The sequence below is a fragment of the Streptomyces sp. NPDC044719 genome (assembly GCF_056433405.1).
Window position 1 is genome coordinate 319,995 of sequence record NZ_JBWKHE010000002.1, and the last position, 26,237, is coordinate 346,231.

The window sequence follows — 26,237 nt, forward strand, 5'->3', positions numbered from 1 at the left end:
GTGTCAACCGGGCCCGGGACCACCTGACACTCTGTATCTGTCGGCCCCGGGTGACCTGTCCCACAGTGTCTGCACCCGGCCGTTGCCGACGAGAGGCGCACCACCATGACAACCACCCTGGACGACGTTCCCGTCAATCGGTTCCATCGCCGCCTGGTCGCGGTGGCGATGGGCGGCCCGTTCTGCGACGGCTATCTGCTCGGCATCATCGCCATCGCACTGAGCCAGATCACCCCCCAGCTGCACCTGGGCTCCGTCTGGTCCGGACTGCTCGCCAGTTCCGCGCTGATCGGCGTGTTCGTCGGAGCGATGGTCTTCGGCGCGATCACCGACCGGGTCGGGCGACGGCTGATGTACGTCCTCAACCTCGTGGTGTTCGTCGCCGCGTCGATCCCGCAGTTCTTCGTGAACGAGGCCTGGCAGCTCTTCGTACTGCGCCTGATCATCGGGATCGCCGTCGGCGCGGACTATCCGATCGCCTCGGCCCTCACCGCCGAGCTGGTCCCGAGGAAACTGCGCGGCAGCGCGTTGTCCGGGCTGGTGCTGTCCTGGTGGATCGGCTACGGGGTGAGCTACTGGATCGGGCTGGCCCTGATGGGTGTCGGCGACGACGCATGGCGCTGGATGCTGGCCTCCGGGGCGGTCCCGGCGGCGATCTTCCTGCTCATGCGGGCGGGACTCCCGGAGTCACCGCGCTGGCTGGCCAGCCGGGGCCGGGTGGACGAGGCGACCGCGATCGTACGGCGCTACATCGGACCCGACGTCCGGGTCGACGAACTCGTCGAGGAGAGCAGGGTGCCGCGGCGCACCGGGTCGGGCCTGGGCAACATCGGCGAGGTGTTCCGCCGCGGCTACACGAAGCAGGTGGTGTTCTGCTCGACGTTCTTCCTGTGCCAGGTGGCGACGGGCTACGCGATCCGGACCTTCCAGCCGCAGATCCTCACCTCGATGGGTGTCGGCAACGCGACCACCAGCGCCGCCGTCATGATGCTGATCCCGATCCTGGGCGTGTCGACCGGTCTGTTCCTGGTCAACCGCGTCGGCAGGAGGCCGTTGCTGATCGGCAGCTTCGTCGCGATCTTCGTCTCGCTGTTCTGTCTGGCGGTGCTGCCGCTGCACCTCGCCCTGCCGATCATCGTCCTGTTCCTGGTGTTCCACTTCGCCGAGGCCGCCGGCAGCGCCCTGCAGTTCCTCTATCCCAGCGAGCTCTTCCCCACCGATCTGCGGGCGACCGGGGTCGGCTTCGCCTCCGCCATGAGCCGCATCGGATCGGCCGGCGGCACGTTCTGTCTGCCGCTGCTCATCGCCGGGGTGGGCAATTCCGGAACGCTGCTGATCGGAGCGGGCATCACACTCGTCGGCCTGGTGGTCTCCCTGGCCCTGGCGCCGGAGACGAAGGACCGCCCCCTCACCTCCACGACCAGGACCGAAGCCGTGCCGGTCCGGCAGCCGTGACCCATTGCGTGGTGGCTCGAAAGCATGCAAGTTGTCAGAGTGAGCGACGGCGGAACAGTGACGGTGGCCGAGGTACTGGCCCTTCCCGTGCTGGTCCGCGGACTGCCGAAGGTCCTCGCGGGGCACGACCGGCTCGACCGGCCCGTGCGCTGGGTGCATGTCACCGAGTGGGAGCACCCGGCTTCGGCCCTGCGGGGCGGCGAGCTGGTCCTGACCACCGGGTTCGGCTTCCCCAACCGGCTGGAGGAGTGGGCCGCCGAATTCGCGGACATCGGCGCCGCCGCCCTGGTCCTGGAACTCGGCCGCCGCTTCCAGGAGGCGCCTTATGAGCTGGTCGCCGCGTGCCGGGCGCGGGGCGTGCCGCTGATCGTGCTGCAGCGGGGTATCAAGTTCGTCGACGTGACCCAGGAAGTGCACGCGATGATCCTGACCGGCCAGGTCCGCACCCTCCGGGCCGCGCAGCACGTCCACGACACCTTCACCGCGCTCTCCCTGCGCGGAGCCGGAGCCGACGAGGTCGTCCGGGCCGCCGCGACGATGACCGGCCGCGCCGTCGTGCTGGAGAACCTGGCCCACCAGGCCCTGATCTGCGCCCCCGGCGAAGCCATGGTGGAGGACGCGCTCAACCGCTGGGAGGAGCGGTCCCGGGTCACTCCCTCGCCCACCGAACGGACCGAGGTGTGCGGACAGGAGGGCTGGCTGGTCACTTCGGTGGAGTTCCGCGGTCAGCGATGGGGACGGCTGGCCATGCTGCCGGGCAGCACCGCGGAGCAGCGGTTCCACACCGACCATGTGATGGTCCTGGAGCGGGCGGCCATCGCTCTCACCCTGTCCCGGCTCACCCATGAGACGCGCTGGGAGGAACAGGCCCAACGGGACGCGCTGCTCGACGTCCTGGAACAGCGGCACCTGTCCTGGCGCGACACCCGGACGAAGATCACCGCGCTCGGGGTGCCGACTCACGGGCGCAGACTCGCCGTCGTACTGGTCTGCGCCGCCGACCGCGACGCGCTCCTCGACAAGCTGCGCGCACGGCTGGAGGGCAGCGCCCTCGTGGGAGACCTGGGCGAGCGCGGAATCGGCGTGCTCCTGGCCTACCGGGAGCCGGGCGGCTGGCGCCCGCTGGCCACCGACATCAGCGAACTGGCCGGTGCGCCCGTCCATGTCGGTGCCGAGGTGGGCGAACTGTCCGAGGTGGCCCGCTCCGCCGCCGAGGCCGAACAGGTCGCCGACGCCGTTCCGCCCGTCGGCCCGGCGGCCGTCCACACCATCGCCGACATCGGCCTGCCCCAGCTGTTCTACTCGCTGCGCGACGACCCGCGGGTCCAGGCCTACGCCGAACGCCAACTGGCCGCACTGCTCGCCCATGACCAGGACCACGGCACGGACCTGCTGACCACCCTGCGCCACTACCTCGCGTCCGCGGGCAACAAGTCGATCGCGGCCCGGCGCAGCCACCTGTCACGGCAGGCGCTCTACCAACGCCTGCACCTCATCGAGGACATCCTGCGCGCGGACCTCGAGTCCGGCGACTGCCGGGCGCAGCTGCATGTCGCGATCGCGGCCCTGGACGCACAACGGGCACGCCACCGCCCGGGCCGGGCGTGAACCGCGTTGTCAAGCCCTGTACGTCGTCCAGGGCGCCCTGAACTCCGCCGGGAACGGCGGTCCTGGCGGTGTCTGGGCCTGGCCCGCGGATGCCGACGGCGTCGTCTCGCTGCTGTTCACCGGCAGTTACCCCGCCCTGACCTGGATCCCCTTCGTCATCGCCGGCATGGCGGTGGCCCGCCTGGACCTGGCCGCCACCGCCGTACGCATACGTCTGGGCCTCACCGGCGTCGCGCTCGCCCTGCTCGGGTACGGCGGCTCCTGGCTGGCCCTGCACCTGGTGCCCGGAGCCCTGCCGGCGATCAACGCCTCCGCCTGGGGCGAGGGCGGTTCGGCCGCGTCCGCCTGGTGGTCCGACACCTGGGGCTACCCCAGCGGCGACACCCCGGCCGCACTCCTCGTGGCCTCCCCGCACAGCGAGACCACCCTCTCGGTCATCGCCAACGCCGGTGTGGCGATCGCGGTGCTCGTCGCCTGTATCGCGGCCGTGGACACGTTCCCGCGCTTCCACCGGCCCGCCCGACCGGTGATCGCGGTCGGCACGATGTCCCTGACCGCGTACGTCTTCCACGTCGTCGGCATCCGGCTCCTCGGCATCGGGGAACTCCCCGGCTCACCGCCGCACGTGCTGCTCGGCTTCATCGCCGCCGTGACCGTTTTCGCGACGCTGTGGTCCCGGCTCTTCCGGCGAGGCCCGCTGGAGTGGCTGCTCGGCAAGGCCACGAAGCCGGCCGAACTGGTGCGGTGAGCGGCCGGCGCCCGAGTGGGGGAGGCCGGTCAGTGCTGCCGGGCGACGTCGCCGGGCACCGCCGGACTTCCCGGCAGAGGTGTCCGGGCGGGGCGGTCGGCCAGGACGTCGAGGAGATTGTCGACCGCCAGATCGACCATGGCGGCCCGGGTGGCCTCGGTGGCCGAGCCGATGTGGGGGAGCGTGACCACGTTCGGCTCGGCGACCAGCGGTGACAACTCCGTTCCCATCGGCTCGCGTTCGAAGACGTCGAGTCCGGCGGAGTGCACTCGCCCCTCCCGGACGGCGTGCAGCAGGGCCTCCTCGTCGACGACACCACCGCGGGAGGTACTGACCAGCGTGGCCGTGGGCTTCATCGCGGCCAGTTCGCGGGCGGAGATGAGGTGCCGCGTCTCCTCGGTGAGCGGCACGTGCAGTGACACGATGTCGGACTCCGCCAGCAGCGTGGACAGTTCCACCGAGGCCGACAGGTCGTCGTCCGGGGCGTAGGGGTCGTGGTGGAACACCCGCATGCCGAATCCATGCGCCCGGCGGGCCACCGCACGGCCGATCTGGCCGTAGCCGACCAGGCCGAGGGTGGCGCCGTGGATGTCCAGACCGAGGTAGTCGTGCATCCGGAACAGCCCCCAGGAGCCCGACGCCAGACTCGCTCCGGCGGCGCCGATCCGCCGGCGGGCGGCGAGGATCAGGGCGAAGGTGAGGTCGGCGGTGGTCTCCGCGAGCACACGCGGGGTGTGGGTGACGACGACGCCGCGCTCGGCGGCCGCGGCCCGGTCGACGTTGTCGAAGCCCATGCTCGCCAGTGCGATGACCCGCAGGGAGGGGCCGGCGGTGTCCATCAGCGCGCCGTCCACCGGGTCGTTGCCCAGGGCCAGAATGCCGGCGACTCCGGGTGCGAGCGCGGCCAGATCCGTGGGGCCGGGCTTGCCGTCGCCGGGCCAGGCCACCACATCCGCTGCCCCGGCCAGACGGTCCAGGCCGTTGCCGGGCAGGTTTTCACGGGTGGTGAGCACACGCTTCTGCATTCATGTCTCCAGGGCAGGGATTTTCGCAGAAAACTAGCTGCGCATGTCGCCGGAGACAAATAGAGGTTTCGTGTGACGCTATTGCGGTTTCTTATTCTTCGTGCGGTGTCTCGTCAAAGGCCGTGATGAGTTCGAGGAACAGGTCGTGCACCGCCAGGGCGGGTTCCGAGAGGGGCTGGTTGTCCGAGGTCACCAGGGACAGCTTCACCTGGATCACGGGATGCACGATGCGGCGCACCGAGAGGGAGCGGACGTCGAGGATGGCGCGCGCGGCCGACCAGGGCAGGACGGTGGCGCCGAGGCCCGCGTCGACGGCGTTGACGAGCGTCAGCGCGGACTCGACCTCGCCCGCCACGTTCGGCAGGAGCGAGGCCTGCTGGAAAGCGGCGTCCACCACCTGCCGGATCGTGTGGATGCGGCTGGGCAGCAGCAGCGGCACGTCCTTGAGCTCGTCCAGGTCCACCTCGCCCGCCCCGTGCGGGGCCGTGTCCCCGGGGGCGCCGATCAGGAACAGGTCCTCCGTCCGCAAGGGCTCGAACTGCACACCCCGCAGGGGGCCGGCCCCGTAGATGAACGCCATGTCCATCCGTCCGGTCATGATGGCCTCGCTGATCACACCGCCGAAGTTCTCGTTGACGTGCAGCAGGATGTCCGGGTAGCGCTCGCGCACGCTCTTCAGCAGCGGCAGAGCGAGCGCCGCGCCCAGGCTGTACGGCGCGAGACCCACGGACACGCTGCCGGCGGGGGCCCGGCCGGAGACCTCCACGGCGGCGTGCGCGAGATCCACCTGCCTCAGGATCAGCTGGGCGTGCCGGTACAGCGCCCGGCCCGCCTCGGTCGGGGCCACCCCGCGTTTGCTGCGGATCAGCAGCTGCTGCCCGAACTGTGCCTCCAGTGCGGACAGCTGCTGGCTGAGCGCGGGCTGGGCGATGTGCAGGATGTCGGCCGCGCGCGTGATGCTCCCCGCGTCAATGATCTTGATGAACGAGTACAGACGCCTGGTGTCCATGCGGGGCCTTCCACGGGGAGCGGAGCCTCATCGTAGGGAGGGCCCACCTCGAAGCACACCCCCGAGAGAGGCCGGGGTGTGAGGCAGGTCATAACGGTTCGCGATAACGCCAGATCGAACGCATATTGGCGGTCGAGCGAGCAGGGGATTAAGTTGAGCGGAACATCCAGCCAGGATGCATTTCGGGAAATCACCGAGACGTGATCGCATTCCCCTTCCTCGCATGGCCCTTCCCTGCATTGTCCTTCCCTGCACTGTCCTTCCCTATATTCTCCCGGAGGACTTCATGACCCCCATGGTTGATCTCGTCGCCGATCTCGGCGAGGGATTCGGCGCCTACACAATGGGCGACGACGAAGCCCTCCTGGAAATGCTGACGTCCGCCAATGTCGCCTGCGGATTCCACGCCGGCGATCCGCGCATCATGGACGCCACCGTCCGGACCTGCGTGGCGAACCGGGTCGCCGTGGGCGCCCACCCGAGCTTTCCCGACCTGGTCGGCTTCGGCCGCCGCGCCATGGACCTCACGCCCGAGGAGGTCCGCACCGACGTGCTGTACCAGATCGGCGCCCTCCAGGCGTTCGCCGTAGCGCACGGCACCCAGGTGCAGCACGTGGCCCCGCACGGACGCCTGGGCAACCTGGTCGCCGTACGCGCCGACTACGCCCGTGCCGTCGTGGACGCCGTCGCCTCCCTCGACGAGTCGTTGATCGTCCTCGCGCAGGACGGTGAACTCGCCGACGCCGCCCGGGCCCGCGGACTGCGCGTGGGCATCGTCGGCATCGCCGACCGCGCCTACCGCGACGACGGGACCCTCGTCCCCCGCTCGGAGCCCGGAGCGGTCATCCACGACCCGGACGAGGTGGCCCGGCGGACCCTGCGCATGGTCACCGAGGGAGTCATCCGCAGCGCCGACGGCAAGGACATCCCCGTCGCCTGCGACACCGTCCTGCTGCACGGCGACAGCCCCGGCGCCATCGCCCTGGCCGGCCGCATCCGCCAGGAACTCCTCGCCGCCGGTGTCGAGATCACCTCCCTCGACAAGGTGCTGAGCGGGACGGGCGCCTGACATGAACGGCAACATCACGATCACGGACTGCGGTGACTCCGCCCTGACCGCCAGGGCCGTGGGCCTGGACGCCGAAGACGCCTGGCGGCTCGTCCATGCCCTGGCCGACGCCCTGGACGCGGTCCAACTCGCCGGAGTCCAGGACGTGGTGCCCACCTACGACGCCCTGCTCGTGGAGTTCGACTGCACCGGAACCGACCACGACACCGTCCGGCGGATCGTGGCGCACGAGGCCGCCCGCCTCGGGCCGCACCCCGCCCCGGCCACACCGCCACGACGCTTCGTCGTGCCCGTCGTCTACGGCGGCGAGCACGGGCCCGACTTGCCCGAGGTCGCCCGCCGACTCGGCCTGACGGAGAGCGAGGTCGTCGCCCTCCACTCCGGGAGCGACCTCACCGTGCGCTGCCTCGGAGCGCCCGCCGGGGCGCCGATGACGGACGGCCCGCCCTTCCCCGAACCCGTGCCGCGGCTGGCGTCACCCCGTACCCACGTCGATCCCGGCTCGGTCGCCGTCGCCGGACGGCAGGCCGTCATCTGCCCGATGCCCTCGCCCGGCGGCTGGCCGCTCCTCGGACGCACCCCCGTGCGCGTCCTGGACCTGCACAGCGACCCGATCACCGCCTACCGGCCCGGGGACACCTTCCGCTTCGTGCCCATCACTCCCGACGAGTGGGACGACCACGCCGGCACCTCTCTGGCGGCCTGCCATGGCTGACACCCTCACGATCCGCACCCCCGGCATCGTCACCGTGCAGGACCTCGGCCGGGTCGGCCGCTCCCGCTACGGTCTGCCCGCCGGCGGAGCAGCCGACCAGCACTCGGCGCGCGTCGCCAACGTCCTGTGCGGCAACGACGAGCGCGCCCCGCTGCTGGAGATCACGGCACTCGACTTCGCGTGCGTGCCCTCCGCCGACATCCTCGTCGCCGTGACCGGCGCCCCCGCCGACGTGACCGTCGAGGGAAGCGTCCGCCCCCAGTGGGAACCGGTCTCCGTGTGCGCGGGCGAGACCCTTCGCGTCACCGGCATCCGGCAGGGACTGCGCGTCTATCTGGCCGTGCTCGGCTCGTTCGAGGCCGACTACTTCCAGGGCAGCTGCGCCCCCGACACCATCCTGGGCTTCGGCCCCGCCCTGAGCGGCGGCGACGAACTCGTGCTGCGCTCGGCCTGCCCGCCCCTCGACCACCCCTTCTCACGGATCCCGCTGTTCCGTCTGAACGCCCCCGTCCCCCCGTTCCCCGGCACCTGGACGATCGACGTCACCGACGGCCCCGACCGGGCCGAGTTCGCAGACACCGCGACCCGGCTGTTCGACGCCCCCTTCACGGTCAGCCCGCGCAGCAACCACATCGGCCTGCGACTGCAGGGCGAGGTGCCCCGCCGCGTCACCCAGGGCGAGATCCTCTCCCGCGGTGTCCCCATCGGCGCCGTCGAAGTGCCGGCGGGGGACGAGCTCCTCGTGCTGCACCGCGGCCGCGGCGTCACGGCCGGCTACCCCGTCCTGGCCGTCGTCACCGCCACCGGTCTGTCCGCCCTGGGGCAGGTGCGCCCCGGGCAGACCCTCCGCTTCCGCCACCGCACCCTCGAGCAGGCGGTCACCGCCCACCGTGCCCAGCGGGGCGCCGTCGACGCACTGCGCACCCGCGTCCGCACCGCCTTCGACGCCCTGCGCATCCGCGCCCCCGACCCGGCCTGACACCCGGCCACCTCCCCAGCCGCCCTCTCTCGCCCACCCGCACGGAAGCCCCCCGCCCCTCGTCCCCAGCCCGCCGCAAGACAGGAGACGCCATGACCACCATGGCCGCTCAGCCAGTCCCCAACACCGTCGACCCCAGAACAGCCCGGAAGGTCACCCTCGCGGGATGCGTCGGCATCTTCGCCGAGCTCTACGACAACGGCATCTTCGGCTTCATGGCCGGAACGCTCGCCGCCGTCTTCTTCCCCGGCTCCGACGACGCCATCATGCTCGTCTTCCTCGGGTACGCCGTCTCCTTCTTCTTCCGCCCCCTCGGCGGCATCATCTGCGGCCACCTCGGCGACCGCATGGGGCGCCAGCGGATGCTGGTCTTCGTCATCATGCTCATCAGCGTCGCCACCGCGGCCATCGGCATCCTGCCCACCTACGCGAGCATCGGCATCGCGGCCCCGGCCCTGCTGATCCTGCTGCGCGTCGCCCAGGGCTTCTCCGTCGGCGGCGAGGCCTCGGGCGCGATGAGCTTCCTCGCCGAGCACGCCCCGGAGGGCAAGCGCGGCCTCTACACCAGCTACGCGCAGATCGCCTCCTTCCTCTCCCTGCTCACCGGCACGCTGGTCGCCGCCGCCATGACCAGCGGACTCGGCGACGAGCGCATGGAGTCCTGGGGCTGGCGCATACCGTTCCTGCTCGCCGTGCCGCTCGGCATCACCGGCATCTACATCCGCAAGCGGATCAGCGACACGCCCAACTTCAACCGCCTGAAGGAACAGGGCGGCCTGTCCAAGAACCCCCTGAAGGAGGCGTTCACCTCCGCCGAGCACCGCCGCGCCATGCTGCTGGCCCTGTTCATCCCGCTGATGAACGGCTCCGGATACTACGTCCTGTTCAGCTACATGCCCACCTTCATGAGCAGCGAGCTCGACTTCGGCAAGGTCCAGGGGCTGCTCGTCACCGCCTCCAGCCTGGTCGCGATCTGTATCGCCATCCCCTACATGGGCCGTCTCTCCGACCGGATCGGACGCAAGAAGGTCATCGCCGGGTCGGCGATCGCCATGGCCGTCGTCGGCATCCCCTGTTACCTCCTGATCGGCACCGGCAACCTCGCCCTCGCCGTCGTCGGCGCCTGTGTCATGGCCGTCGTGTTCGCCGGGCACACCGGCGTCATCCACATCCTGCTCGTCGAACTGTTCCCCACCCGGGTGCGTTACTCCGCCTACGGTCTGGGCTACAACATCTCCTCCGCGCTCTTCGGCGGCACGGCCCCGCTGCTGATGACCTACCTCATCGCCCGGACGGGCAACGTCAACATGCCGGCCTTCTACGCCGTCGTCACCGCCCTCGGCACGCTCATCGCCGTGTCCCGGGTGAAGGACCGCGCCCATCTGCCCCTGCGCGACGCCTGACAGACCCACGCACCCGCACCACACCCCCCCACTCCCCAAGGAGCACAGCAGCATGCCCATCTCCGACTACAGGACGGCCCTCGTCACCGGAGCGTCGACCGGCATCGGAGCCGTGGTCGTCGAGCGACTCACCAAGCGCGGCCTCGAGGTCCACGCGGTGGCGCGCAACGCCGAACGGCTCGACGCCCTCGCCCGCGACACCGGTTGCGTCCCGCACGCCGTCGACATCACCGACACCGAGGCGCTCACCGCCGCACTGGACGGCCTGGAGATCGACGTCCTCGTCAACAACGCGGGCGTCTCACGCACCGGCAACATCCTGACCGCCGACGAGTTCGCCGTCGACGAGCAGGTCGCCGTCAACATCCAGGCCGTTCTGCACCTGGTCCGTCTGCTGATGCCCGGCATGGTCGAACGCGACCTCGGCCACATCGTGAACATCAGCTCCATCGCCGGCGTCTACAACTTCGGCGGCAACACCGTCTACCACGCCACCAAGGCCGCCGTGCACACCCTCTCCCGCCAGCTGCGGGTCGACGGCTACGGCCGCCGCGTCCGAGTCACCGAGATCTGCCCGGGGCGCGTGGAGACGGAGATCTTCGGCCGTCTGCTCGGCGACATGGAGGAGGCCCAGCGGCGCTTCTACGACGGCTACGAGTCCCTCAAGCCCGAGGACATCGCCGACTCCATCGAGTTCGCCGTCGACTCGCCCCGGCACGTCAACATCGGGCACGTCGAGATCCTGCCCACCTTCCAGGTTCCCGGCGGCCTCAACTTCGAGCGCAGGGAGGGCTGATCACATGGACACGGCAGAGCGGGTACGCCGTATCAAGCCCTCGCCCAGCACCGCGGCCGCCCAGCGCGTACGCGAACTCAAGAGCCAGGGCCACACCATCCTCGACCTGACCGTGGGCGAGCCCGACTTCGACACCCCCGACCACGTCAAGGCCGCGGCCATCGAGGCCATCGAGGCGGGCGAGACCAAGTACACCCCCGTGAACGGCACGCCGCGCCTGCGCGCCGCGATCACCGGCAAGCTCCGCGAGCGCCACGGACTGGAGTGCACCGACGCGCGGATCGCGGTCGGCGGCGGAGCCAAGCAGGTCATCTTCCTCGCCCTGATGGCCACCCTGGACGAAGGGGACGAGGTCATCGTCCCCGCCCCGTACTGGGTGTCCTATCCGGACATGGTCCGCGCGAACGACGGCACCCCCGTCGTCGTCGACTGCCCCGAGACGGACGGCTTCAAGCTCACTCCGGAGCGGCTCGGGGCGGCGATCACCGCCCGCACCCGCTGGGTCGTCCTCAACACCCCCGGCAACCCGACCGGATCCGCCTACACCACCGCCGAACTGCTGGCGCTCGCCCAGGTGCTGCTCGAGCATCCGCGGGTGCGCGTCCTCACCGACGAGATCTACGACGAGATCTGGTACCGCGAGGAGGACGCCCCGTCCCTGGCCGCCGTCGAACCCGGCCTGGCCGAGCGGGTGTTCCTCACCAACGGCGTCTCCAAGACCTACGCGATGACCGGCTGGCGCATCGGCTACGGCGTGGGCCCGGCGGACCTGGTGACCGCGATCAACACACTGCAGTCCCAGACCTCCTCCTGCCCCTCCTCCGTGAGCCAGGCCGCCGCCGCTGCCGCGCTCACCGGACCGCAGGACTTCGTCCGGGAGACCGTGCGCGTCTACCGCGCACGCCGTGACGCCACCGTGAAGCTCATCAACGACATTCCAGGCCTCAGTTGTGCCGTCCCCGACGGAGGCTTCTACCTCCTGGTCAACTGCCAGGGCGTCATAGGGCAGTTCACCCCATCGGGAAGCCGGATCGAGAGTGACGAGGACTTCGCCCGCCACCTCCTCGACAGCCGGCAGGTGGCGGTGATCCACGGAGCCGCGTACGGCGCGCCCGGCTACTTCCGTATCTCGTTCGCCACGTCGACGGACGTGCTCACCGAGGCGTGCGCGCGCATCGCCGCCGCCTGCACCACTCTGTCCGAGAGGCCGTCATGATCCGCGTCAGCACCAAATTCGACCGCCCCGCCGCGGAACTCGTCGAAGGCCTCGCCGCCTACTCCTCGGCCACCATCCATGAAGCCCAGGGCAGGCTGGGCGCCCTCGACTCGACCATCAAGCCGGTCGACCACCGCATGTCCCTGTGCGGCCCCGCCTTCACGGTCCAGTGCGCTCCCCGCGACAACCTGATGCTGCAGACCGCCATCGCCTACGCCCGCCCCGGGGACGTCATCGTGGTCTCCGCCGGCGCCTACGAGGAGGCGGGCTCCTTCGGGGACGTCCTCGCCAACGCCTGCCAGTCCAAGGGGCTCGGTGGCCTGATCACCGACACGGGCGTCCGGGACACCGAGGACCTGCGCGCCCTGGACTTCCCCGTCTTCTCCCGCAGCATATCCATCAAGGGCACGGTCAAGGAGACCGTCGGACCGATGTGCGAGCCCGTCACCGTCGGCGGCGTCCTGGTCCGCCCCGGTGATGTGATGCGGGCCGACGCCGACGGCGTGGTCGTCGTCCGCCGCGAGGACGCGGCCGAGGTGGCCGTCGCCGCACAGGAGCGGGTCGACACCGAGGCCGACTACATCGCCGCCTACCGCGCGGGCAGGACCGTCATCGACATCTGCGGGCTCGAGCCGCTGCTCGCGGCGAAGGGGCTGGTGATCGAGGAATAGGGGCGAGGGGCGTGCCGGTCAGGGCCTCGTGTCCGTCAGGGAGATGCGGGCGGTGATGCGCTTGCCGACCGGCTGCCGCTCGATGTCGAGGTCCTGGGCGACGGCCTTGACGATCTCCAGGCCGTGCTGGCCGACGCGGTCGGGGTCGGCGGGCTGGGCCGTGGGCACCGCCGGGTCGCTGTCCCACACGACGACCTCCACCGCGGCGCCAGAGACGCCCAGTTCCATGAGGACGGGCCCCGGGGCGTACTTGCGGGAGTTGGTGACCAGCTCGCTGACGACCAGCTGGGTCAGGTCCATGGCACGCGCCGAGACGTCCAGGCCGTGCTCGTCCCGGAGCCGGGTGAGGAAGTCGGCCGCGTGGTGGCGGGCCCGCGCGATGCAGCCGTCGTCACCGCCCAGGGCGTAGCCGACCTGGGTCGGGCGGGCGCCGGGCTCGGTACGGTCCCCGTCGGGTTGCGGCTCCAACAGCATCGTCCTTCTACTCCCCGTTCACGCGCGTGCGTGTACCCCTCACTTTGTCATGCATGCCACGGGCGTGTTGTTCGGCACAGTCGATTGGATGCGTCCGGCCTGGAGAGTGCGGCACAATCGTCGGCACAGACGTTGCACGGGGCAGCCCAGGGGCAGTTGAGGAGACGGTGACCGACAACCAGGGGACGGGCCGGCCGGACCGGCTCTCCATCGAACACTCCACCGTCGACGGCATCCGCGTCGTGACCCTGCGCGGCGAGATCGACCACGGAGTCAAGGACGCACTGCAGCACGCCCTGCTGGCCACAGACGGCGACGGCGGGGCGCCCCGGATCGTGGCGGACCTCAGCGGGGTGACCTTCATCGACTCCAGCGCCATCAACGTCTTCATCCACACCCACCAGCGTGCCGACGCCGCACAGGGATGGCTGCGCCTGGCCGGGATCCGGGGACCGGTGCTGCGGGTCGTCCAGCTCGTCGGCCTGGACGCCGTCGTCGCCTGTCACTCCACGGTCGAGGAGGCTCTGGCATGAGCGGACAGCAGCAGCCGACATTCGTGCTGGTGCACGGAGCCTTCGCGAACTCCTTCTTCTTCGCACCGCTCCAGGCCGAACTCGGCCTCCTCGGGCACCGTTCGGTCGCCGTCGACCTGCCCGGCCACGGATTCGGGGCTACCTACACCCGCGCCTACCAGGCCCCGCAGGATCTTGAAGGGCTCGCCGGAGCGCCCGGCTCCATCAAGGGTGTGACGCTCGCCGACAACGCCGCGCACCTGATCGGGATCCTGGAACGGGCCAAGCGCAACGGCCCCGTGATCCTCGTCGCCCACAGCCGCGGCGGCATCACGGCCACGGCCGCGGCCAACGCGCGGCCGGACCTGATCGACCGCATCGTCTACGTCGCGGCCTGGTGCCCGGTCGATCTCGACGTCGGCGCCTACTACGCCGAGCCGGAGATGGCCACGGTCGACGTCGACGCGCTGGGTGCGGCGATGGCCGGAAACCCCGCCGAACTCGGCCTGCTCCGCGTCAACTTCCGCACCGCCGACCCGGACGCGCTCGCGGCTTTCAAGGCGGCCTTCCTCGCCGACGGCACCGACGAGGAGTTCCTGGGCTTCCTGAACACCTTCCAGCCCGACGAGAACCTGGACGTCGGCGCCGCGGCCGACCGGGCACAGGCCGCGACCTGGGGCCGCGTCCCCAAGACCTACGTCCGCCTGGCCGACGACGCGAGCATGCCTCTCGCCCTGCAGGACCGGCTGATCCGTGAGGGCGACCGGCTGACGCCGGACAACCCTTACGACGTCCGCACCCTCGAGGGCAGCCACCTGAAGTGGCTGGTCGACCCGGAACCGGCGGCCCGGGTCCTGGGTGAACTGGCCGTGCTTCCCGACGCCACGCCGTCATGAGTACGCGTACTCAGCAGGGCCCGCGAAACCACTGATCCGCTCGGCCGGCCGAGATGAGAGGGTCGTCGCATGCCCTCCTCAACGACCTTCCGCCGGGCCCCCGTTGCCGCCGTGGGGCTTGTCCTCGTCGCGGTCCTGACCCTCACCGCTTGCGGTGATCTGCACGCCTCGGGCGCGACGGCCGGCGCCGCTCCCAGCAGGTCCGCCGGGTCCTCGCCCAGTGCCGCCAGCCCCTCGCCCAGCGCCGTCGGCGCCTCGCCGTACGTGGAGCCCGGGGCCGGTGACGGGGCCCCGCACTACAACGAGAACAACGGCCACCGCCGTCCGGGAGAGATGTCTCCGGCCCACGCGAAGGATGCCGAGCGGGAGGCCGATCGCATCAGGCCGGTCCTCGAACGGCTGTGGAAGCGGCGGACGTGGGATCCCGCGACGGTGCGCGAGGCCCTGCTCCGGCTCGGTTACGAGGAGGAGCGCGTCACACCGGACGGCAGGCGGCTCGGCGGGACGCTCACCGTCGCCAAGATGTCCTCGCGCTGGAAGGGCGACGGATACGTGACGCCGGAGGGGGCGCAAGTCGCCCTGCGCGTCCACGACGACGCCTGCGTCATGGCGTTCGTCCAGAAGACGAACTTCTCGGCGGTGGCCAACGGCCCGTACCCGGAGAGCGGCTGCTTCGCGCCCCCCTTCGCCCACTGAACGCGCGACTCACCCGTCCGCACCCGCTGAGCAAGGCGTGGCCCGGACGCGCCGTCCAGGATGGAGGAGCCCGGGACAGGCGTGTGCGTGCGAGGGAGAGGTATGACCGAGACCGACAGGGCCAGGATCTTCCCCGCCGAGGACCACAGCGGGCGGACCTCGCCGCACCCCGACCCGGGTACCGGCACGGCCGACCTCCGGCGCGTCGGCGCGCACCCCGATTACTGGTACCCGGTCGCACTGTCCCGCGGCGTCCGGAGCAAGCGGGTGGTGGCGACCGCCTTCGCGGGCGAGCGCATCGCGCTCTACCGAGGGGAGAGCGGCACCGTGCACGCCCTGGAGGACCGGTGCGCGCACCGGCAGGTGCCGTTGAGCATGGGCGTCGTGGAGGGCGACACCCTCCGCTGCTGCTACCACGCCTGGGCCTATCGCGGCGACGGCCGCATCTCGCAGATCCCGTACCTGTCCCGCGACGACGGCCGGCCGCCGCGCGGCGTGCGCGGCTACCCCGTCCGCGAGGCCTACGGCTTGGTGTTCGTGTTCCCGGGCGACCCGGACAAGGCGGCCGGCACCGCCCTGCCCGAACTGCCGGCCTTCGGCTCACCGCGCTACAAGACCATGACCTACTCCCGGACCGTGCGCTGCCACTACTCGTTCATGCACGAGAACCTGCTCGACATGAACCACCAGTTCCTCCACCGGGGCGTCGTCGGCAAGCTCCACCCCGAACTGCTGGAACACCGCACCGACGCGCGGTCGGTGGAGGCCCGCTACCTGTTCACGCACGCCGGGGGGAAGCGGAACCGCGGCGCCGGCCTGCTGGCCGCCGAGGGGATCAGGGGCAGCGACTCCAGCGACGTCATGACCATCCGCACCGTGTACCCGTACCAGACGCTCGACCTGGTCCCGGAGAACGCCGAGCGTCCGGCCTTCCGCCTCTGGGCCGCCTATGTGCCCGAGGACGCCGAGCAGCGCGTCTGCCACACCTACGGTCTGCTGATGATCGAGAAGCCCCGGGTGCCCGGCGCGCTTCAGCTGGCCTGGCCGTTCATCAGGCGCTTCACCGAGCGTGTGTTCGCCGAGGACCGCATGGCCGTCGAAGCCGAGCAGCGGGCCTGGGACGAGCAGGGCGAGGACCGCAATCACGAGGTGTTCTCCCTGATCCTGGACGTCCGCGAGGTGCTGCGCTCCAACGGCGTCCCCATCCGGGCCCGGGCCGCCGCGTGCGGCACTGCCCAGGCGTGCGACGGCCGGGCACCGGCGTTCGGCTCTCACCCGGCGGGCTGACGCAGGATCCGCCGTTCCTTGCAGGGCGGCGTACTGCCACCCGCAGGTCACAGGGTGTGCCGCAGGTCAGCCGGCCGCGTGGTCGACGCGCAGCCGCACCTGCTCCTCCAGCCGCTCGAGGCTGGTGTCCAGCGCGTCGCCGACGGCCCGCTCGCCGGGATCGTGGCCGGCGTCGAAGAACGACAGGTGCACCGTCACCTCACTGGCTCCGCTGCCGAGACCCGCGACCTGGAGCCACCCCGCATAGCTTCCCTGGTCCCGGGTGCCCCACTCGATCCGCATCTGATCGGGCCGGGCGCGCAGCAGGGCGGAGGTGTCCTCGTCCGTGCGGTCCTCGTGCACCGTGACGGCGGGCAGTTCCTCGGCCCGCACATGCAGGGCCTCCGGCAGCCAGGTGTCGAGCCGTCCGACGTTCGCCGCCTCGTCGAAGACATGCTCGGGCTGTGCGGGCATCGTGCGTGAACGTTCGTACTCGGTCATCGCGGTACCTGCCTTGCCTCGGGGGCGTACAGCGCACCGCGTTCCCGGCCTGCCCGGCCCCAACCTCGAAAGGCCCCGGCCGCATCCCGCGGACGGGGCCTTTCAGGCCGGTCAGAACTTGGGCCGGGGCGACTGCGCCTGGACGAGTTCCGTCGCCTCCGCCTCCGTCTCCACGGACGGCGGCGAGCCCGCCAAGGGCTGGTTGGCGGTCTCCCGCATGCACAGGACGGCGATGACGCCGATGACGGCGGCGCCCGTGGCGTAGTACGCCGGCATGAGGGTCGAGTCGAAGGCGCTGATCAGGGCGGTGATCACCAGGGGTGTCGTGCCGCCGAAGAGAGAGGTGGCCAGGTTGTAGGCGACCGAGAGGGAGCCGTAGCGGACATGCGTGGGGAAGATCGCCGGGAGCGCCGCCGACATCGTGCCGAGCATCGTCACCAGGGACAGCCCCAGCAGCAGCAGGCCCAGGGCGATGAGGGGAACACTTCCCTGCCGGATGAGCCAGAAGGACGGCAGCGAGAGGAAGAGGAAGCCCAGCATCCCCGTCATCAGCAGCGGCTTGCGCCCGAAGCGGTCCGACAGCCGCCCGACATAATTGATGACGCACATCTGCAGGACCATCACGATGAGCAGGATCAGCAGCCCGTGATTGGTGCCGTAACCCAGCTCGTCGGACAGGTACGTCGGCATGTACGACAGCAGCATGTAGTCGTTGATGTTGTACGCCGCGACGAGCGCGAGGCACAGCAGCAGCGGCCGCCAGTACCGGGTGAAGATCTTGCCGAGGTCACCGGTGGCCGAGGTCTCCACGGAATCGGCGGCCTCGCTCGCCTTGACCTGGCCGCCCTCCAGCTTCTGGAAGGCGGGCGTCTCGTCCAGCTTGAGCCGCAGATAGAGGCCGATGAACCCGAGCGGCGCCGCGACCAGGAAGGGGATGCGCCAGCCCCAGGCCAGCATCTCGTCCGCGCTGAGCACGCTGTTGAGGATGACGACGAGGCCGGAGGCCCCGACATAGCCGCCGAGCGTGCCCAGCTCCAGGAAGCTGCCGAAGAAGCCGCGCCTCTTGTCGGGCGCGTACTCCGCGATGAACGTCGAGGCGCCCCCGTACTCCCCGCCGGTCGAGAAACCCTGCACCAGCCGGAAGAAGATCAGCAGGGCCGGGGCCCACATGCCGATGACGTCGTGTGAGGGGACGAGACCGATGGCGAAGGTCCCCACCGCCATCATGATCATGGTGAGGGAGAGGATGCGCTTGCGGCCGACCTTGTCGCCCAGCGGCCCGAAGACCATGCCGCCGAGCGGACGCACCAGGAAGGCCACCGCGAACGTCGCGAAGGAACTGAGCAACTGCGCGGTGTCGTTCCCGGACGGGAAGAAGACCTTCCCGATGGTCACGGCCAGATAGCTGTAGATCCCGAAGTCGTACCACTCCATCGCGTTGCCGAGGGCGGCGGCCTTCGTGGCGCGCTTGACGGACGCGTCGTCGGTCACGGTGATGTCGCTGCGGCGCAGCTTCGGGTGGCGTCGTTTCTCGATCGCGCGGAACAGAACCCGGTGTCGTCTCACAGCCGCGGGATCCACCGACTCGTCATTGTCGGGCGCCGCCATTACGTCGTTCCTTTCGCCGGTCGTTTTCCCAAGCACATCGCCTGCACAGTTCTCGCGCGCTCAAACGCCCGTCCACGTCACAGACGATCTTCCCGGCGTGCGGCCGGTTCCGCTTGCGGGCCGTGGCGTGTGCCCGTCCCCTGGTGGGGGAACGTGATTTCCCCCGGGGTGATGGCGGGGCCCCGGTCGAGAGGAGCCCAGGTGACAGCGTCGGCCGAGCAGGAGGCCGGGTTCGAGCCGGATCCGCGCCGGTGGCGGGCCCTGTGGGTCACGCTGGTGGCCGGCTTCATGAGCCTGCTGGACGTCTCGATCGTGGTGGTCGCCCTGCCCTCCGTCCAGCGCGGCCTGCACGCCTCGCCGGCGCAGGTGCAGTGGGTGGTGTCCGGATACGCCCTCGCCTTCGCTCTCGCCCTCGTCACCGCGGGCCGCCTCGGCGACGCGCTGAATCGCCGCCGTATCTTCCTGCTCGCCCTCAGCGGCTTCGTGCTCTTCAGCGCGGCCTGCGGGGCGGCCTCCAGCATCACGCTGCTGATCGCGGCCCGGCTCGCCCAGGGCCTGGCCGCCGGGTTCATGGCGCCCCAGAACTCCGCGCTCATCCAGCAGATGTTCCGCGGTGCCGAACGCGGTCGCGCCTTCGGCTTCTTCGGCGCCACCGTCGGCATCTCCTCCGCCGTCGGCCCGCTCGTAGGCGGCATGATCCTCGCCCTGGCCGACGGCGCCCAGGGCTGGCGGTGGATCTTCTACGTCAATGTCCCCGTCGGCATCCTGGCCGTCCTGCTCGGCCGCCGTCTGCTGCCCCGCACCAGGCGCTCCGGCCGGGGACATGTGGACCTTCCCGGGGTCCTGCTCCTCGGCCTCGGTGTCCTCGCGCTCATGTTTCCACTGGTCCAGGCGGGCTCCGGCGGCATCGGCCGGCTGTGGTGGCTGTTCCCCGCCGGCGCCGCGCTCCTCGTCGTCTTCGCCCTGTGGCAGCGCCGCCTCGTGGCCCGCGGTACCCAGCCCCTGCTCGATCCGCGTCTGTTCACGACCGTCCGCGGCTACGCCGTCGGTGCCGGCGTCGGCACGCTCTACTTCGTCGGCTTCAGCGGCGTCTGGCTGGTCTTCGCGCTCTTCTACCAGGACGGCCTGGGCTTCTCCCCGCTCCGCTCCGGCCTCGCCGTGACGCCTTTCGCCCTCGGCTCGGCCTGCGCGGCCGCGATCGCCGGGCGGCTGGTGGACCGGCTCGGTCGCATCCTCACCGTGGGTGGCCTCGCGGCTGTGATCGTCGGCCTGGGCGGCACCGCGCTGCTGCTCCGCCTCGTGCCCCTCGGCATCGCGCCCTGGGCCGCCGCCCCGCTGCTGTTCCTCGGCGGTGCCGGAAGCGGCTGTGTGATCTCCCCGAACATCACCATGACCCTGCGCGACGTGCCCGTGCACATGGCGGGTGCGGCGGGCGGCGCCCTGCAGACCGGACAGCGGCTCGGCGCCGCCGTGGGCACCGCCGCCCTGCCCGGCCTCTTCTATCTGGTGCTCGGCGGGAGCGACGACTACCGGGGCGCCCTCGTCGTCGCGCTGGGCGCCGGACTCGTCGGCATGGCGGCGTCGCTGGCCCTGGCGACGTTCGACTGGCGGCGCGACCGGCGGGCCCGGCAGGCGCACGGGACCTGCCCGGAGGATGTCGCCAACTGCCCCGTGCACGCCCGGCAGACCTGAGGCGCACACGGCCGGGCCTCACGTGGTCTGTGGTTGCGCTTCCCGCGGCGCGTCGTCACCCAGTTCACCGCGCAGGGCGGCGATGGCGAAGGCCGTCATGGACGCCAGGACGATCAGCGCGAGCGGCCCCCAGATGGCGGGTATCGCCCACATCGGCCAGTCGTTCGCCGTCTGGGCCCAGAGCGTCAGGATCGCCGTGGCGCCCAGGCCGACCCCGTGCCACCGCACCACCATCGCCGCTCGCGCGTGCCGCCGGTCGCCTCGCCTGAGCAACGGCCACAGCGCTCCCACGAGGGCCGGCAGACCGAACGAGAGACAGGCCAGCGCGCCGCCCAGCCGGTCCTCGGGCCACCCCACGGGACCGTCGGACGTCTGCTGCCGCAGGCCGTCGCCGTTCCGTACCTCGACGACCTGTCCGTGCCAGATCAGACCGGTGACCTTGTCGCCCGGCTCCAGCTCGGACACCACGGGACCGGCGCGCAGGAACCCCACCCGCCACGCCTTGCCGGACGGCATCACCAGCTCGGCCTCCGGAGACTCGTTCCGCTCCCCGCGGTGGGTGTCGGCGCTGCGCACGGTGAACTCCTGCTCCCACACACACCCCGACGCCCGCACCGGAACAGCGGCGCACTCGGGCGCCGCACGGAACTCCCGCTCCCGCTCCAGCGCTCCCCGGACCTGCGAGGCCGAAGCCACTCCGAAGACGAGCGCCAGCAGAGCGAGCAGCAGCCAGAGAACGGACCGTATCGCTCCGTGTACCGACGACCCCACCGTTCCTCATCCCCTCCCGTATCGGAACCGGAGAGCATTGGAACACGCCTCAGGTGCCGGAGTGGACGCGCTTGCCTTCGACGAAGGTCTCCAGCACCCGGGTCGCGGCGATCTCCTCGGGCGGGCCCGCGAACGGGTCGCGGTCGAGGACCACGAGGTCGGCCGACTTCCCGGCGGTGATGCTGCCGGTGACGTCGTCGAGGTGGTTCACGTAGGCGCTGCCCGCCGTGTACGCGGCGATGGCCGTGCCCAGATCCAGGCGCTGCTCCGGCAGGAAGGCCGGGGTGCCCCCGGGTGCGTCGGGCGAGACCCGGTTGACGGCGACATGGATGGCCTGGAGCGGATCCGGGCTGCTGACCGGCCAGTCGCTGCCCGCGGCGAGGGTCGCGCCGGCGCGCAGCAGATCACCGAAGGGGTACTGCCACGCGCCGCGCTCCGCGCCCAGGAAGGGCAGCGTGAGTTCGTCCATCTGCGGTTCGTGCGCGGCCCACAGCATCTGCAGGTTGGCGCTCGCGCCCAGGGCGCGGAAACGCGACAGGTCGTCGGGATGGACGACCTGGAGGTGCGCCAGGTGGTGCCGCGTGTCGCGATGACCGCCCGCCGCCCGTGCGGCCTCCACCGCGTCGAGCGCCTCACGCACCGCGCGGTCGCCGAGCGCGTGGAAGTGGACCTGGAAGCCGAGCGCGTCCAGCTCCGTGACGTACTTCCGCAGTTCGTCCGGCTCCACGAAGCTGATCCCGCTGTTGTCCGAGGAGCAGCCGCAGCCGGTCAGATACGGGTCGAGCATCGCGGCGGTGTGGTTCTCGGCGATGCCGTCCTGCATGATCTTCACCGTGCCGGCGCGGAACCGGTCCCGGCTCAACTCGTCCCGCGACGCGGCCAGTTCGGCGATCTGCTCGGCGCCGCGCTCGCGGTCCCACCACAGCGCGCCGACGACCCGGGCGGTCAGCAGGCCACGGTCGAGGGCCGCCTGGTAGGCGGGCGCCGGGTCGGTCATGTTGGCGTACGTGCCGATGATGGCGTCCTGCCAGGCGGTGACGCCGTGGGAGTGCAGCACGGCCTGGGCGCGCAGCAGAGCGGCGAGCTTCTCCTCGGGCGTGGGGTCCGGCAGCAGCCGGCCCACCAGGTGGGTCGCGCCCTCCTGGAGCATCCCGGTGGGGTTGCCTCCGGCGTCGCGCTCGATGCGGCCGTCGGCGGGGTCGGGCGTACGGGCGTCGATGCCCGCGCGCTCCAGGGCCCGGCTGTTGGCCCAGGCGCCGTGGTGGTCGCGGTTGGGGAGGAAGACGGGGCGGTCCGGGACGATCGCGTCGAGGGCGGCGGCGGTCGGGGAACCGCCCGGGAACGCCTCCAGGGACCAGCCGCCACCGGTGATCCACTCGGCGTCCGGGTGCTCGTCCGCGTACGCCCTGATCCTGCGCAGGTACTCGGCCGGGTCGACCGTGTCACCGAGATGGCACTGGCCGAGCTCGATGCCCGCGCCCAGCGGATGGACGTGCGCGTCCTGGAAGCCCGGCAGCAGCAGCTTCCCGGCAAGGTCGACGACCTCGGTGCGCGGCCCGATCAGCTCGCGTACCTCGTCGTGGCCGACCGCGGCGAACCGCCCGCCGCGCACGGCCACGGTGGTGGCGCGGCTGCGGGCGGGATCGACGGTGTGCACGGGGCCGCCCGTGAAGACGAGGTCGGCCGGTCCCGTGGCGTGGGGGTGCGACATGAGGGTGAACTCCATGGGGGTGGGTTCAGACCGCCGTGCGGTCCATCGGGAGGGTGAGGGCATCGGCGTCGGTGCCGTGCCCCGTCGTGAAGTACGGCGAGCGCCGGACGTACTTGGCCACGGCCGCCATGCCCAGTCCGGCGAGCACGATCGCGGCGGGCAGCGAGAACATGAACCAGCCGTTGTCCGGGCTCAGTTCGAAGTGATCGCTCATGGTCAGGTACGAGTATCCGAGGTAGCCGCCGAGGCCCAGCAGTGCCAGCCCGGCCACGGCGGGCACACCGACGGCGAGCAGCGCCTCGCGCGGTCCCTCGTTCCTCGCGGAGCGGAAGCGCACGGCGCACGCGAGCGCGGTGAGGCCGTAGTAGAGGGCGACGATGAGGCCGATGGCGTTGACGGCGGCCAGCAGCATGTCGCTCAGCTTGGGGATCGCGAAGGCGGCCAGGGCGATCACGGCGGCGACGGACATCACGACGGCCGTACCGACGGCGGGGGTGCCGTACCGCGGGTGGATGCGGGTCCACAGCGGCCCCATCGTGCGGTCGCGGCCCATGGCGAGCAGTCCGCGTGCCGTGGGAATCAGGGTGGCCTGCACGGAGGCGACGGCGGAGAACATCAAAGCGACCAGGGGCAGGGTGGCCCAGGGCTCGGCGGCCAGCTTCGCCCCGAGGTAGGGCAGGGCCTGGGGGCCGTTGCGGACGAGTTCCGTCAGGCTCATCTCCCGCTGGAAGGCGACCGAGGCGAAGAGGAACAGGCCGAGCATGGCGAACAGGGCGATGAGACCGCCGCGGGCCGAGTCGCCCGGGCGCCTGGTCTCCTCGGTGACGCTGAAGGCCGCGTCCCAGCCCCAGAAGAAGAACACCGCGAGAACCATGCCCTGCGCGAAGCTGGTGCCGCTGGAGATCTCGAAGGGGTTGAACCAGGACAGCGAGAAGGCGTGGTCGCCGGTGACCAGGGCCCAGCCGCAGAAGCCCAGCAGCACCGCGTACTCGAAGACCAGCAGGGCGAACTGGAACCGGGTCGCGCCCCGGACGCCGGTGACGGCCAGGGCCGTGAGGGCGAGCAGGATCACCAGGCCGACCGCCGTACAGACACCGGTGGACGTCGGGTCGAGTGCGATGCCGGCGAGGCTGGTCAGGCCGGCCTTGTTGGCGAAGAGCAGGACGACCGAGCCCATGATCGCGCTGGTGTAGGCGCAGAAGATGACCGAGCCGACCAGCGTCACCCAGCCGGTCAGGAAGCCGGGCCAGGGGCCCAGGGATCTGCCGACCCACGTGTAGCCGTTGCCGCAGTTGGGTTCCGAGCGGTTGAGACGGGCGTAGGCGGTGGCGATGCCGAGCACCGGCAGGAACGCCAGGAGCAGCAGCGCCGGGGCCTGGAGGCCGACGACCGTGGCGATCGTGCCCATGCCGATGGCGATGCTGGTGGTGGCCGCGGTGCTGGACGCGGCGATGGCGACGCCGTCGACCACGCCGAGGGAACGGCGCAGCGCGGGGCGAGGGGGCGGAGGGGCGGACGACATGAAGGGCTCCTCGGGGGACAGGGTGGGAAGAGCCGCGCGGGACTGTGATGGAACAACCGGCGTCCACATTCGGTCAACCCTGTTGACGTAAGGCGGCCGAGGGCCGTTCACTGCGGTGCACAGTCGCGCGGCGAGAGGAGCCCCGGTCATGTCCACTCGTGTCCCGCAGGAGCGTCGGCGCCGGCGGCCGACCCGTTCGGGGGTCCTGCTGTCGGAGGACCTGATCGTGGAGACCGCCCTGCGCCTGATCGGGGAGCACGGCCCCGAGGCGCTGAGCGTGCGCCGGCTCGGCGCGGCACTGGGCTGCGACCCGAGCGCTCTGTACCGCTACTTCGACGGCACCGACGACCTGGTGCTCGCCATCGCCGACCGGATCATCGGCGACGCGATGGCCGGCTTCGTCCCCGGGGAGGACTGGGTGGCCTCGCTGCGCGAGATGGCGACGAGGGTCCGTGCGGGATACCTCGCCCATCCCCGGGCGGCCGCCATGGCCGCACACCGGGTGACCCGGCGCCGGAACGAGATCCACGCCGTGGACACGGGGATCGGTCTGCTGCTGGACGCGGGCTTCGCACCGGCCGACGCGGCCCGTCTCTATCTGGCCTTCATCGACACCGTGCTCAGCCACGCCGCCACCGAGGCCGCGTTCCACGCCCTCCCGCGACAGCAGCGAGACGCCGACCACCGGGCATGGCGGGACGTCTACCAGGACCTGGACCCGGGGACCTACCCGTCCCTCACCGCGGTCCGCACCGCGCTGCCCGGAATGGCGAACAGCTCCTTCGAACAGGCGGTGGACCTCCTCCTGGAGGCCCTGACGGCCCGGGCCCCTGCACGGCGGCCCTCCGGCCGCTGACCCGTCACGTCCGGCATCCCGTGCCGCGGCTCGGCCGGGACGTCTTCGCGGGGCTCACAGCTCCAGCGCGATGGAGCCCACGGCTTCCCGTGAGGCGAGACGTGCGTAGCCGGCCTCGAAGTCGGCGAGGGCGTACGTGCTGTCGATCACGGGTCGCAGGCGTCCCTCGGCTGCCAGACGGCCGATGCTGTCGAGACCCCTGGCGATCTCGTCGTCGGAGTCACCGTGCACGCCGTAACCGGTGACGACGCGTTCGCCGGCGAGGAGGTCCATGATCTCGACCGTGGCCTGCCTTCCGCCGGTGAAGCCGAGGGAGACGACCGTGCCGTGCCGGCGAACGGAGCGGATCAGTTCGCCGAGGCGCGGGCCGCCCACGGGGTCCAAGGCGATGTCGACGCCCCGGCCGTCGGTGAGTTCGGCGACGGCCTCGTCGAGATTCCCCGCGGAGTCGATGACCGCCGACGCACCGGCCTCGGCGGCCCGACGGGCCTTCCGCGCGGACGAGACCAGAGCGATGGGCCGCGCCCCGAGCGCACGGGCCGTCTGCATCACGGCGTGGCCCACCCCGCCGGTCGCCCCGGACACCAGAGCCGTCTGCCCGTTCCGCACCCTCGCGGCCTTGGTGAGGGCCAGGTAGGCGGTCAGGTAGTTGACCGTGAGGGCCGATCCCTCCGCCCAGTCGAGGGTGTCGGGCAGCGGGAGCAGACGATCGTCCCTGACCAGGGCCCACTCCTGGAAGAGCCCGTCCACGGTGATGCCGAGATCGGAATGGCCGTAGACGGCCACCCGGGTACCGGCGGGGAAACGATCACTCTCCTCGACGACTCCCGCGCCCTCGTTGCCCAGGACGAGCGGCGCCTTCGGGAAACCGAAGTCGCCTGTCCGGACCGTGTTGGAGAGCTGGTTGATCGTCGCGGCGCGCATCCTGACGAGCGTGAAACCCTCGCGTGGAACCGGTTTCGGGCGTTCTTCCACGCCCATCCGGGGCGGGTTGCCGAATCGTCGCGTCACGATCGCCTTCATGATGATCCTCCGGGG

24 protein-coding genes and 1 pseudogene are annotated in these 26,237 nt (G+C 71.2%); 16 read left to right on the forward strand and 9 right to left on the reverse strand.

Annotated elements, in window-relative coordinates; translation table 11 throughout:
* The first annotated feature begins 105 nt into the window (after positions 1 to 105).
* The 3 genes and pseudogenes from AC07DF_RS08160 to AC07DF_RS08170 all read left to right on the forward strand — a co-directional run.
* Entirely contained in the window at positions 106 to 1,455 is a 1,350-nt protein-coding gene (locus AC07DF_RS08160; RefSeq protein ID WP_478968127.1) for an MFS transporter, read from the forward strand.
* Between the two features lie 24 nt (positions 1,456 to 1,479).
* The gene (locus AC07DF_RS08165; RefSeq protein WP_478968129.1) at positions 1,480 to 3,063 is read left to right on the forward strand and encodes a PucR family transcriptional regulator; all 1,584 of its coding nucleotides are present in this window, start codon (positions 1,480 to 1,482) and stop codon (positions 3,061 to 3,063) included.
* Between the two features lie 10 nt (positions 3,064 to 3,073).
* Positions 3,074 to 3,811: pseudogene (locus tag AC07DF_RS08170) on the forward strand (DUF418 domain-containing protein); the annotation flags it as partial.
* 29 nt (positions 3,812 to 3,840) lie between these two features.
* Here the strand turns inward: AC07DF_RS08170 and AC07DF_RS08175 are convergent.
* Positions 3,841 to 4,836, reverse strand: coding sequence for a 2-hydroxyacid dehydrogenase (locus tag AC07DF_RS08175; RefSeq protein ID WP_478968131.1), 996 nt, complete (start codon positions 4,834 to 4,836; stop codon positions 3,841 to 3,843).
* Between the two features lie 91 nt (positions 4,837 to 4,927).
* Entirely contained in the window at positions 4,928 to 5,845 is a 918-nt protein-coding gene (nac, locus tag AC07DF_RS08180; RefSeq protein ID WP_478968133.1) for a nitrogen assimilation transcriptional regulator NAC, read from the reverse strand.
* 286 nt (positions 5,846 to 6,131) lie between these two features.
* Here nac and AC07DF_RS08185 point away from each other — a divergent pair, with 286 nt between their 5' ends.
* From AC07DF_RS08185 to AC07DF_RS08215, 7 genes are all read left to right on the forward strand, one after another.
* Positions 6,132 to 6,914: a LamB/YcsF family protein gene (locus AC07DF_RS08185; RefSeq protein WP_478968135.1), complete on the forward strand. Its 783-nt coding sequence runs from the start codon at positions 6,132 to 6,134 to the stop codon at positions 6,912 to 6,914.
* Position 6,915: 1 nt separating this feature from the next.
* Positions 6,916 to 7,629, forward strand: a complete 714-nt coding sequence (locus AC07DF_RS08190) for a 5-oxoprolinase subunit B family protein (protein WP_478968137.1) — start codon at positions 6,916 to 6,918, stop codon at positions 7,627 to 7,629.
* Positions 7,622 to 8,608 carry a 5-oxoprolinase subunit C family protein gene (locus AC07DF_RS08195; RefSeq protein ID WP_478968139.1) on the forward strand — a complete coding sequence of 329 codons (987 nt, stop codon included), beginning with the start codon at positions 7,622 to 7,624 and terminating at the stop codon, positions 8,606 to 8,608. Before AC07DF_RS08190 ends, AC07DF_RS08195 begins: the two co-directional genes overlap by 8 nt.
* A gap of 92 nt (positions 8,609 to 8,700) precedes the next feature.
* Entirely contained in the window at positions 8,701 to 10,011 is a 1,311-nt protein-coding gene (locus AC07DF_RS08200; RefSeq protein ID WP_478968141.1) for an MFS transporter, read from the forward strand.
* A 52-nt stretch (positions 10,012 to 10,063) separates the two neighbouring features.
* Entirely contained in the window at positions 10,064 to 10,807 is a 744-nt protein-coding gene (locus tag AC07DF_RS08205; RefSeq protein WP_478968143.1) for an SDR family oxidoreductase, read from the forward strand.
* 4 nt (positions 10,808 to 10,811) lie between these two features.
* On the forward strand, positions 10,812 to 12,023 hold the full coding sequence (locus tag AC07DF_RS08210) for an aspartate transaminase (protein WP_478968144.1): 1,212 nt from the start codon (positions 10,812 to 10,814) through the stop codon (positions 12,021 to 12,023).
* Positions 12,020 to 12,694 carry a 4-carboxy-4-hydroxy-2-oxoadipate aldolase/oxaloacetate decarboxylase gene (locus AC07DF_RS08215; protein ID WP_478968146.1) on the forward strand — a complete coding sequence of 225 codons (675 nt, stop codon included), beginning with the start codon at positions 12,020 to 12,022 and terminating at the stop codon, positions 12,692 to 12,694. Before AC07DF_RS08210 ends, AC07DF_RS08215 begins: the two co-directional genes overlap by 4 nt.
* An 18-nt stretch (positions 12,695 to 12,712) precedes the next feature.
* On the opposite strand, the gene AC07DF_RS08220 is transcribed toward AC07DF_RS08215, so the two are convergent.
* Positions 12,713 to 13,168: an ATP-binding protein gene (locus AC07DF_RS08220; protein ID WP_478968148.1), complete on the reverse strand. Its 456-nt coding sequence runs from the start codon at positions 13,166 to 13,168 to the stop codon at positions 12,713 to 12,715.
* Positions 13,169 to 13,335: 167 nt separating this feature from the next.
* Between AC07DF_RS08220 and AC07DF_RS08225 the strand changes: the two genes are divergently transcribed.
* The 4 genes from AC07DF_RS08225 (at position 13,336) to AC07DF_RS08240 (ending at position 16,559) form a co-directional block, all read left to right on the forward strand.
* Entirely contained in the window at positions 13,336 to 13,701 is a 366-nt protein-coding gene (locus tag AC07DF_RS08225) for an STAS domain-containing protein (protein WP_478968150.1), read from the forward strand.
* Positions 13,698 to 14,576 carry an alpha/beta fold hydrolase gene (locus tag AC07DF_RS08230; RefSeq protein WP_478968152.1) on the forward strand — a complete coding sequence of 293 codons (879 nt, stop codon included), beginning with the start codon at positions 13,698 to 13,700 and terminating at the stop codon, positions 14,574 to 14,576. The genes AC07DF_RS08225 and AC07DF_RS08230 overlap by 4 nt, the downstream gene beginning before the upstream one ends.
* A 69-nt stretch (positions 14,577 to 14,645) precedes the next feature.
* A complete protein-coding gene (locus AC07DF_RS08235; RefSeq protein WP_478968154.1) occupies positions 14,646 to 15,272 on the forward strand; it encodes a hypothetical protein in 627 nt (208 codons plus the stop codon).
* A 102-nt stretch (positions 15,273 to 15,374) separates the two neighbouring features.
* Positions 15,375 to 16,559, forward strand: coding sequence for a Rieske 2Fe-2S domain-containing protein (locus tag AC07DF_RS08240; RefSeq protein WP_478968156.1), 1,185 nt, complete (start codon positions 15,375 to 15,377; stop codon positions 16,557 to 16,559).
* Between the two features lie 66 nt (positions 16,560 to 16,625).
* On the opposite strand, the gene AC07DF_RS08245 is transcribed toward AC07DF_RS08240, so the two are convergent.
* Both AC07DF_RS08245 and AC07DF_RS08250 read right to left on the reverse strand, forming a co-directional pair.
* Positions 16,626 to 17,039 (reverse strand): SRPBCC family protein, encoded by a 414-nt coding sequence (locus tag AC07DF_RS08245; RefSeq protein WP_478968158.1) that lies wholly within the window; start codon positions 17,037 to 17,039, stop codon positions 16,626 to 16,628.
* 111 nt (positions 17,040 to 17,150) lie between these two features.
* Positions 17,151 to 18,647, reverse strand: coding sequence for an MFS transporter (locus AC07DF_RS08250; protein ID WP_478968160.1), 1,497 nt, complete (start codon positions 18,645 to 18,647; stop codon positions 17,151 to 17,153).
* A gap of 171 nt (positions 18,648 to 18,818) precedes the next feature.
* On the opposite strand from AC07DF_RS08250, the gene AC07DF_RS08255 reads away from it, so the two are divergent.
* On the forward strand, positions 18,819 to 20,339 hold the full coding sequence (locus AC07DF_RS08255) for an MFS transporter (protein WP_478969454.1): 1,521 nt from the start codon (positions 18,819 to 18,821) through the stop codon (positions 20,337 to 20,339).
* 18 nt (positions 20,340 to 20,357) lie between these two features.
* Here the strand turns inward: AC07DF_RS08255 and AC07DF_RS08260 are convergent, their stop codons facing one another.
* From AC07DF_RS08260 to AC07DF_RS08270, 3 genes are read right to left on the reverse strand one after another with little or no spacing between them, the layout of a single operon-like run.
* The gene (locus AC07DF_RS08260) at positions 20,358 to 21,110 is read right to left on the reverse strand and encodes a hypothetical protein (RefSeq protein WP_478968162.1); all 753 of its coding nucleotides are present in this window, start codon (positions 21,108 to 21,110) and stop codon (positions 20,358 to 20,360) included.
* Positions 21,111 to 21,159: 49 nt separating this feature from the next.
* On the reverse strand, positions 21,160 to 22,821 hold the full coding sequence (locus AC07DF_RS08265) for an amidohydrolase (protein WP_478968164.1): 1,662 nt from the start codon (positions 22,819 to 22,821) through the stop codon (positions 21,160 to 21,162).
* A 25-nt stretch (positions 22,822 to 22,846) separates the two neighbouring features.
* On the reverse strand, positions 22,847 to 24,343 hold the full coding sequence (locus tag AC07DF_RS08270; protein ID WP_478968166.1) for an APC family permease: 1,497 nt from the start codon (positions 24,341 to 24,343) through the stop codon (positions 22,847 to 22,849).
* A 148-nt stretch (positions 24,344 to 24,491) separates the two neighbouring features.
* Here AC07DF_RS08270 and AC07DF_RS08275 point away from each other — a divergent pair, with 148 nt between their 5' ends.
* Positions 24,492 to 25,199 (forward strand): TetR/AcrR family transcriptional regulator, encoded by a 708-nt coding sequence (locus tag AC07DF_RS08275; protein WP_478968168.1) that lies wholly within the window; start codon positions 24,492 to 24,494, stop codon positions 25,197 to 25,199.
* 54 nt (positions 25,200 to 25,253) lie between these two features.
* On the opposite strand, the gene AC07DF_RS08280 is transcribed toward AC07DF_RS08275, so the two are convergent.
* The gene (locus tag AC07DF_RS08280; RefSeq protein WP_478968169.1) at positions 25,254 to 26,222 is read right to left on the reverse strand and encodes a quinone oxidoreductase family protein; all 969 of its coding nucleotides are present in this window, start codon (positions 26,220 to 26,222) and stop codon (positions 25,254 to 25,256) included.
* Between the last annotated feature and the right edge of the window lie 15 nt (positions 26,223 to 26,237).

Coding starts and splice junctions, on each gene's coding strand:
- AC07DF_RS08190 (WP_478968137.1), top strand. CDS start 6,916: ATGAACGGCAACATCACGATCACGGACTGCGGTGACTCCGCCCTGACC.
- AC07DF_RS08280 (WP_478968169.1), bottom strand. CDS start 26,222: ATGAAGGCGATCGTGACGCGACGATTCGGCAACCCGCCCCGGATGGGC.
- AC07DF_RS08275 (WP_478968168.1), top strand. CDS start 24,492: ATGTCCACTCGTGTCCCGCAGGAGCGTCGGCGCCGGCGGCCGACCCGT.
- AC07DF_RS08235 (WP_478968154.1), top strand. CDS start 14,646: ATGCCCTCCTCAACGACCTTCCGCCGGGCCCCCGTTGCCGCCGTGGGG.
- AC07DF_RS08165 (WP_478968129.1), top strand. CDS start 1,480: ATGCAAGTTGTCAGAGTGAGCGACGGCGGAACAGTGACGGTGGCCGAG.
- AC07DF_RS08215 (WP_478968146.1), top strand. CDS start 12,020: ATGATCCGCGTCAGCACCAAATTCGACCGCCCCGCCGCGGAACTCGTC.
- AC07DF_RS08230 (WP_478968152.1), top strand. CDS start 13,698: ATGAGCGGACAGCAGCAGCCGACATTCGTGCTGGTGCACGGAGCCTTC.
- AC07DF_RS08250 (WP_478968160.1), bottom strand. CDS start 18,647: ATGGCGGCGCCCGACAATGACGAGTCGGTGGATCCCGCGGCTGTGAGA.
- AC07DF_RS08205 (WP_478968143.1), top strand. CDS start 10,064: ATGCCCATCTCCGACTACAGGACGGCCCTCGTCACCGGAGCGTCGACC.
- AC07DF_RS08185 (WP_478968135.1), top strand. CDS start 6,132: ATGACCCCCATGGTTGATCTCGTCGCCGATCTCGGCGAGGGATTCGGC.
- nac (WP_478968133.1), bottom strand. CDS start 5,845: ATGGACACCAGGCGTCTGTACTCGTTCATCAAGATCATTGACGCGGGG.
- AC07DF_RS08175 (WP_478968131.1), bottom strand. CDS start 4,836: ATGCAGAAGCGTGTGCTCACCACCCGTGAAAACCTGCCCGGCAACGGC.
- AC07DF_RS08265 (WP_478968164.1), bottom strand. CDS start 22,821: ATGTCGCACCCCCACGCCACGGGACCGGCCGACCTCGTCTTCACGGGC.
- AC07DF_RS08200 (WP_478968141.1), top strand. CDS start 8,701: ATGACCACCATGGCCGCTCAGCCAGTCCCCAACACCGTCGACCCCAGA.
- AC07DF_RS08220 (WP_478968148.1), bottom strand. CDS start 13,168: ATGCTGTTGGAGCCGCAACCCGACGGGGACCGTACCGAGCCCGGCGCC.
- AC07DF_RS08195 (WP_478968139.1), top strand. CDS start 7,622: ATGGCTGACACCCTCACGATCCGCACCCCCGGCATCGTCACCGTGCAG.
- AC07DF_RS08210 (WP_478968144.1), top strand. CDS start 10,812: ATGGACACGGCAGAGCGGGTACGCCGTATCAAGCCCTCGCCCAGCACC.
- AC07DF_RS08245 (WP_478968158.1), bottom strand. CDS start 17,039: ATGACCGAGTACGAACGTTCACGCACGATGCCCGCACAGCCCGAGCAT.
- AC07DF_RS08160 (WP_478968127.1), top strand. CDS start 106: ATGACAACCACCCTGGACGACGTTCCCGTCAATCGGTTCCATCGCCGC.
- AC07DF_RS08270 (WP_478968166.1), bottom strand. CDS start 24,343: ATGTCGTCCGCCCCTCCGCCCCCTCGCCCCGCGCTGCGCCGTTCCCTC.
- AC07DF_RS08240 (WP_478968156.1), top strand. CDS start 15,375: ATGACCGAGACCGACAGGGCCAGGATCTTCCCCGCCGAGGACCACAGC.
- AC07DF_RS08255 (WP_478969454.1), top strand. CDS start 18,819: ATGGCGGGGCCCCGGTCGAGAGGAGCCCAGGTGACAGCGTCGGCCGAG.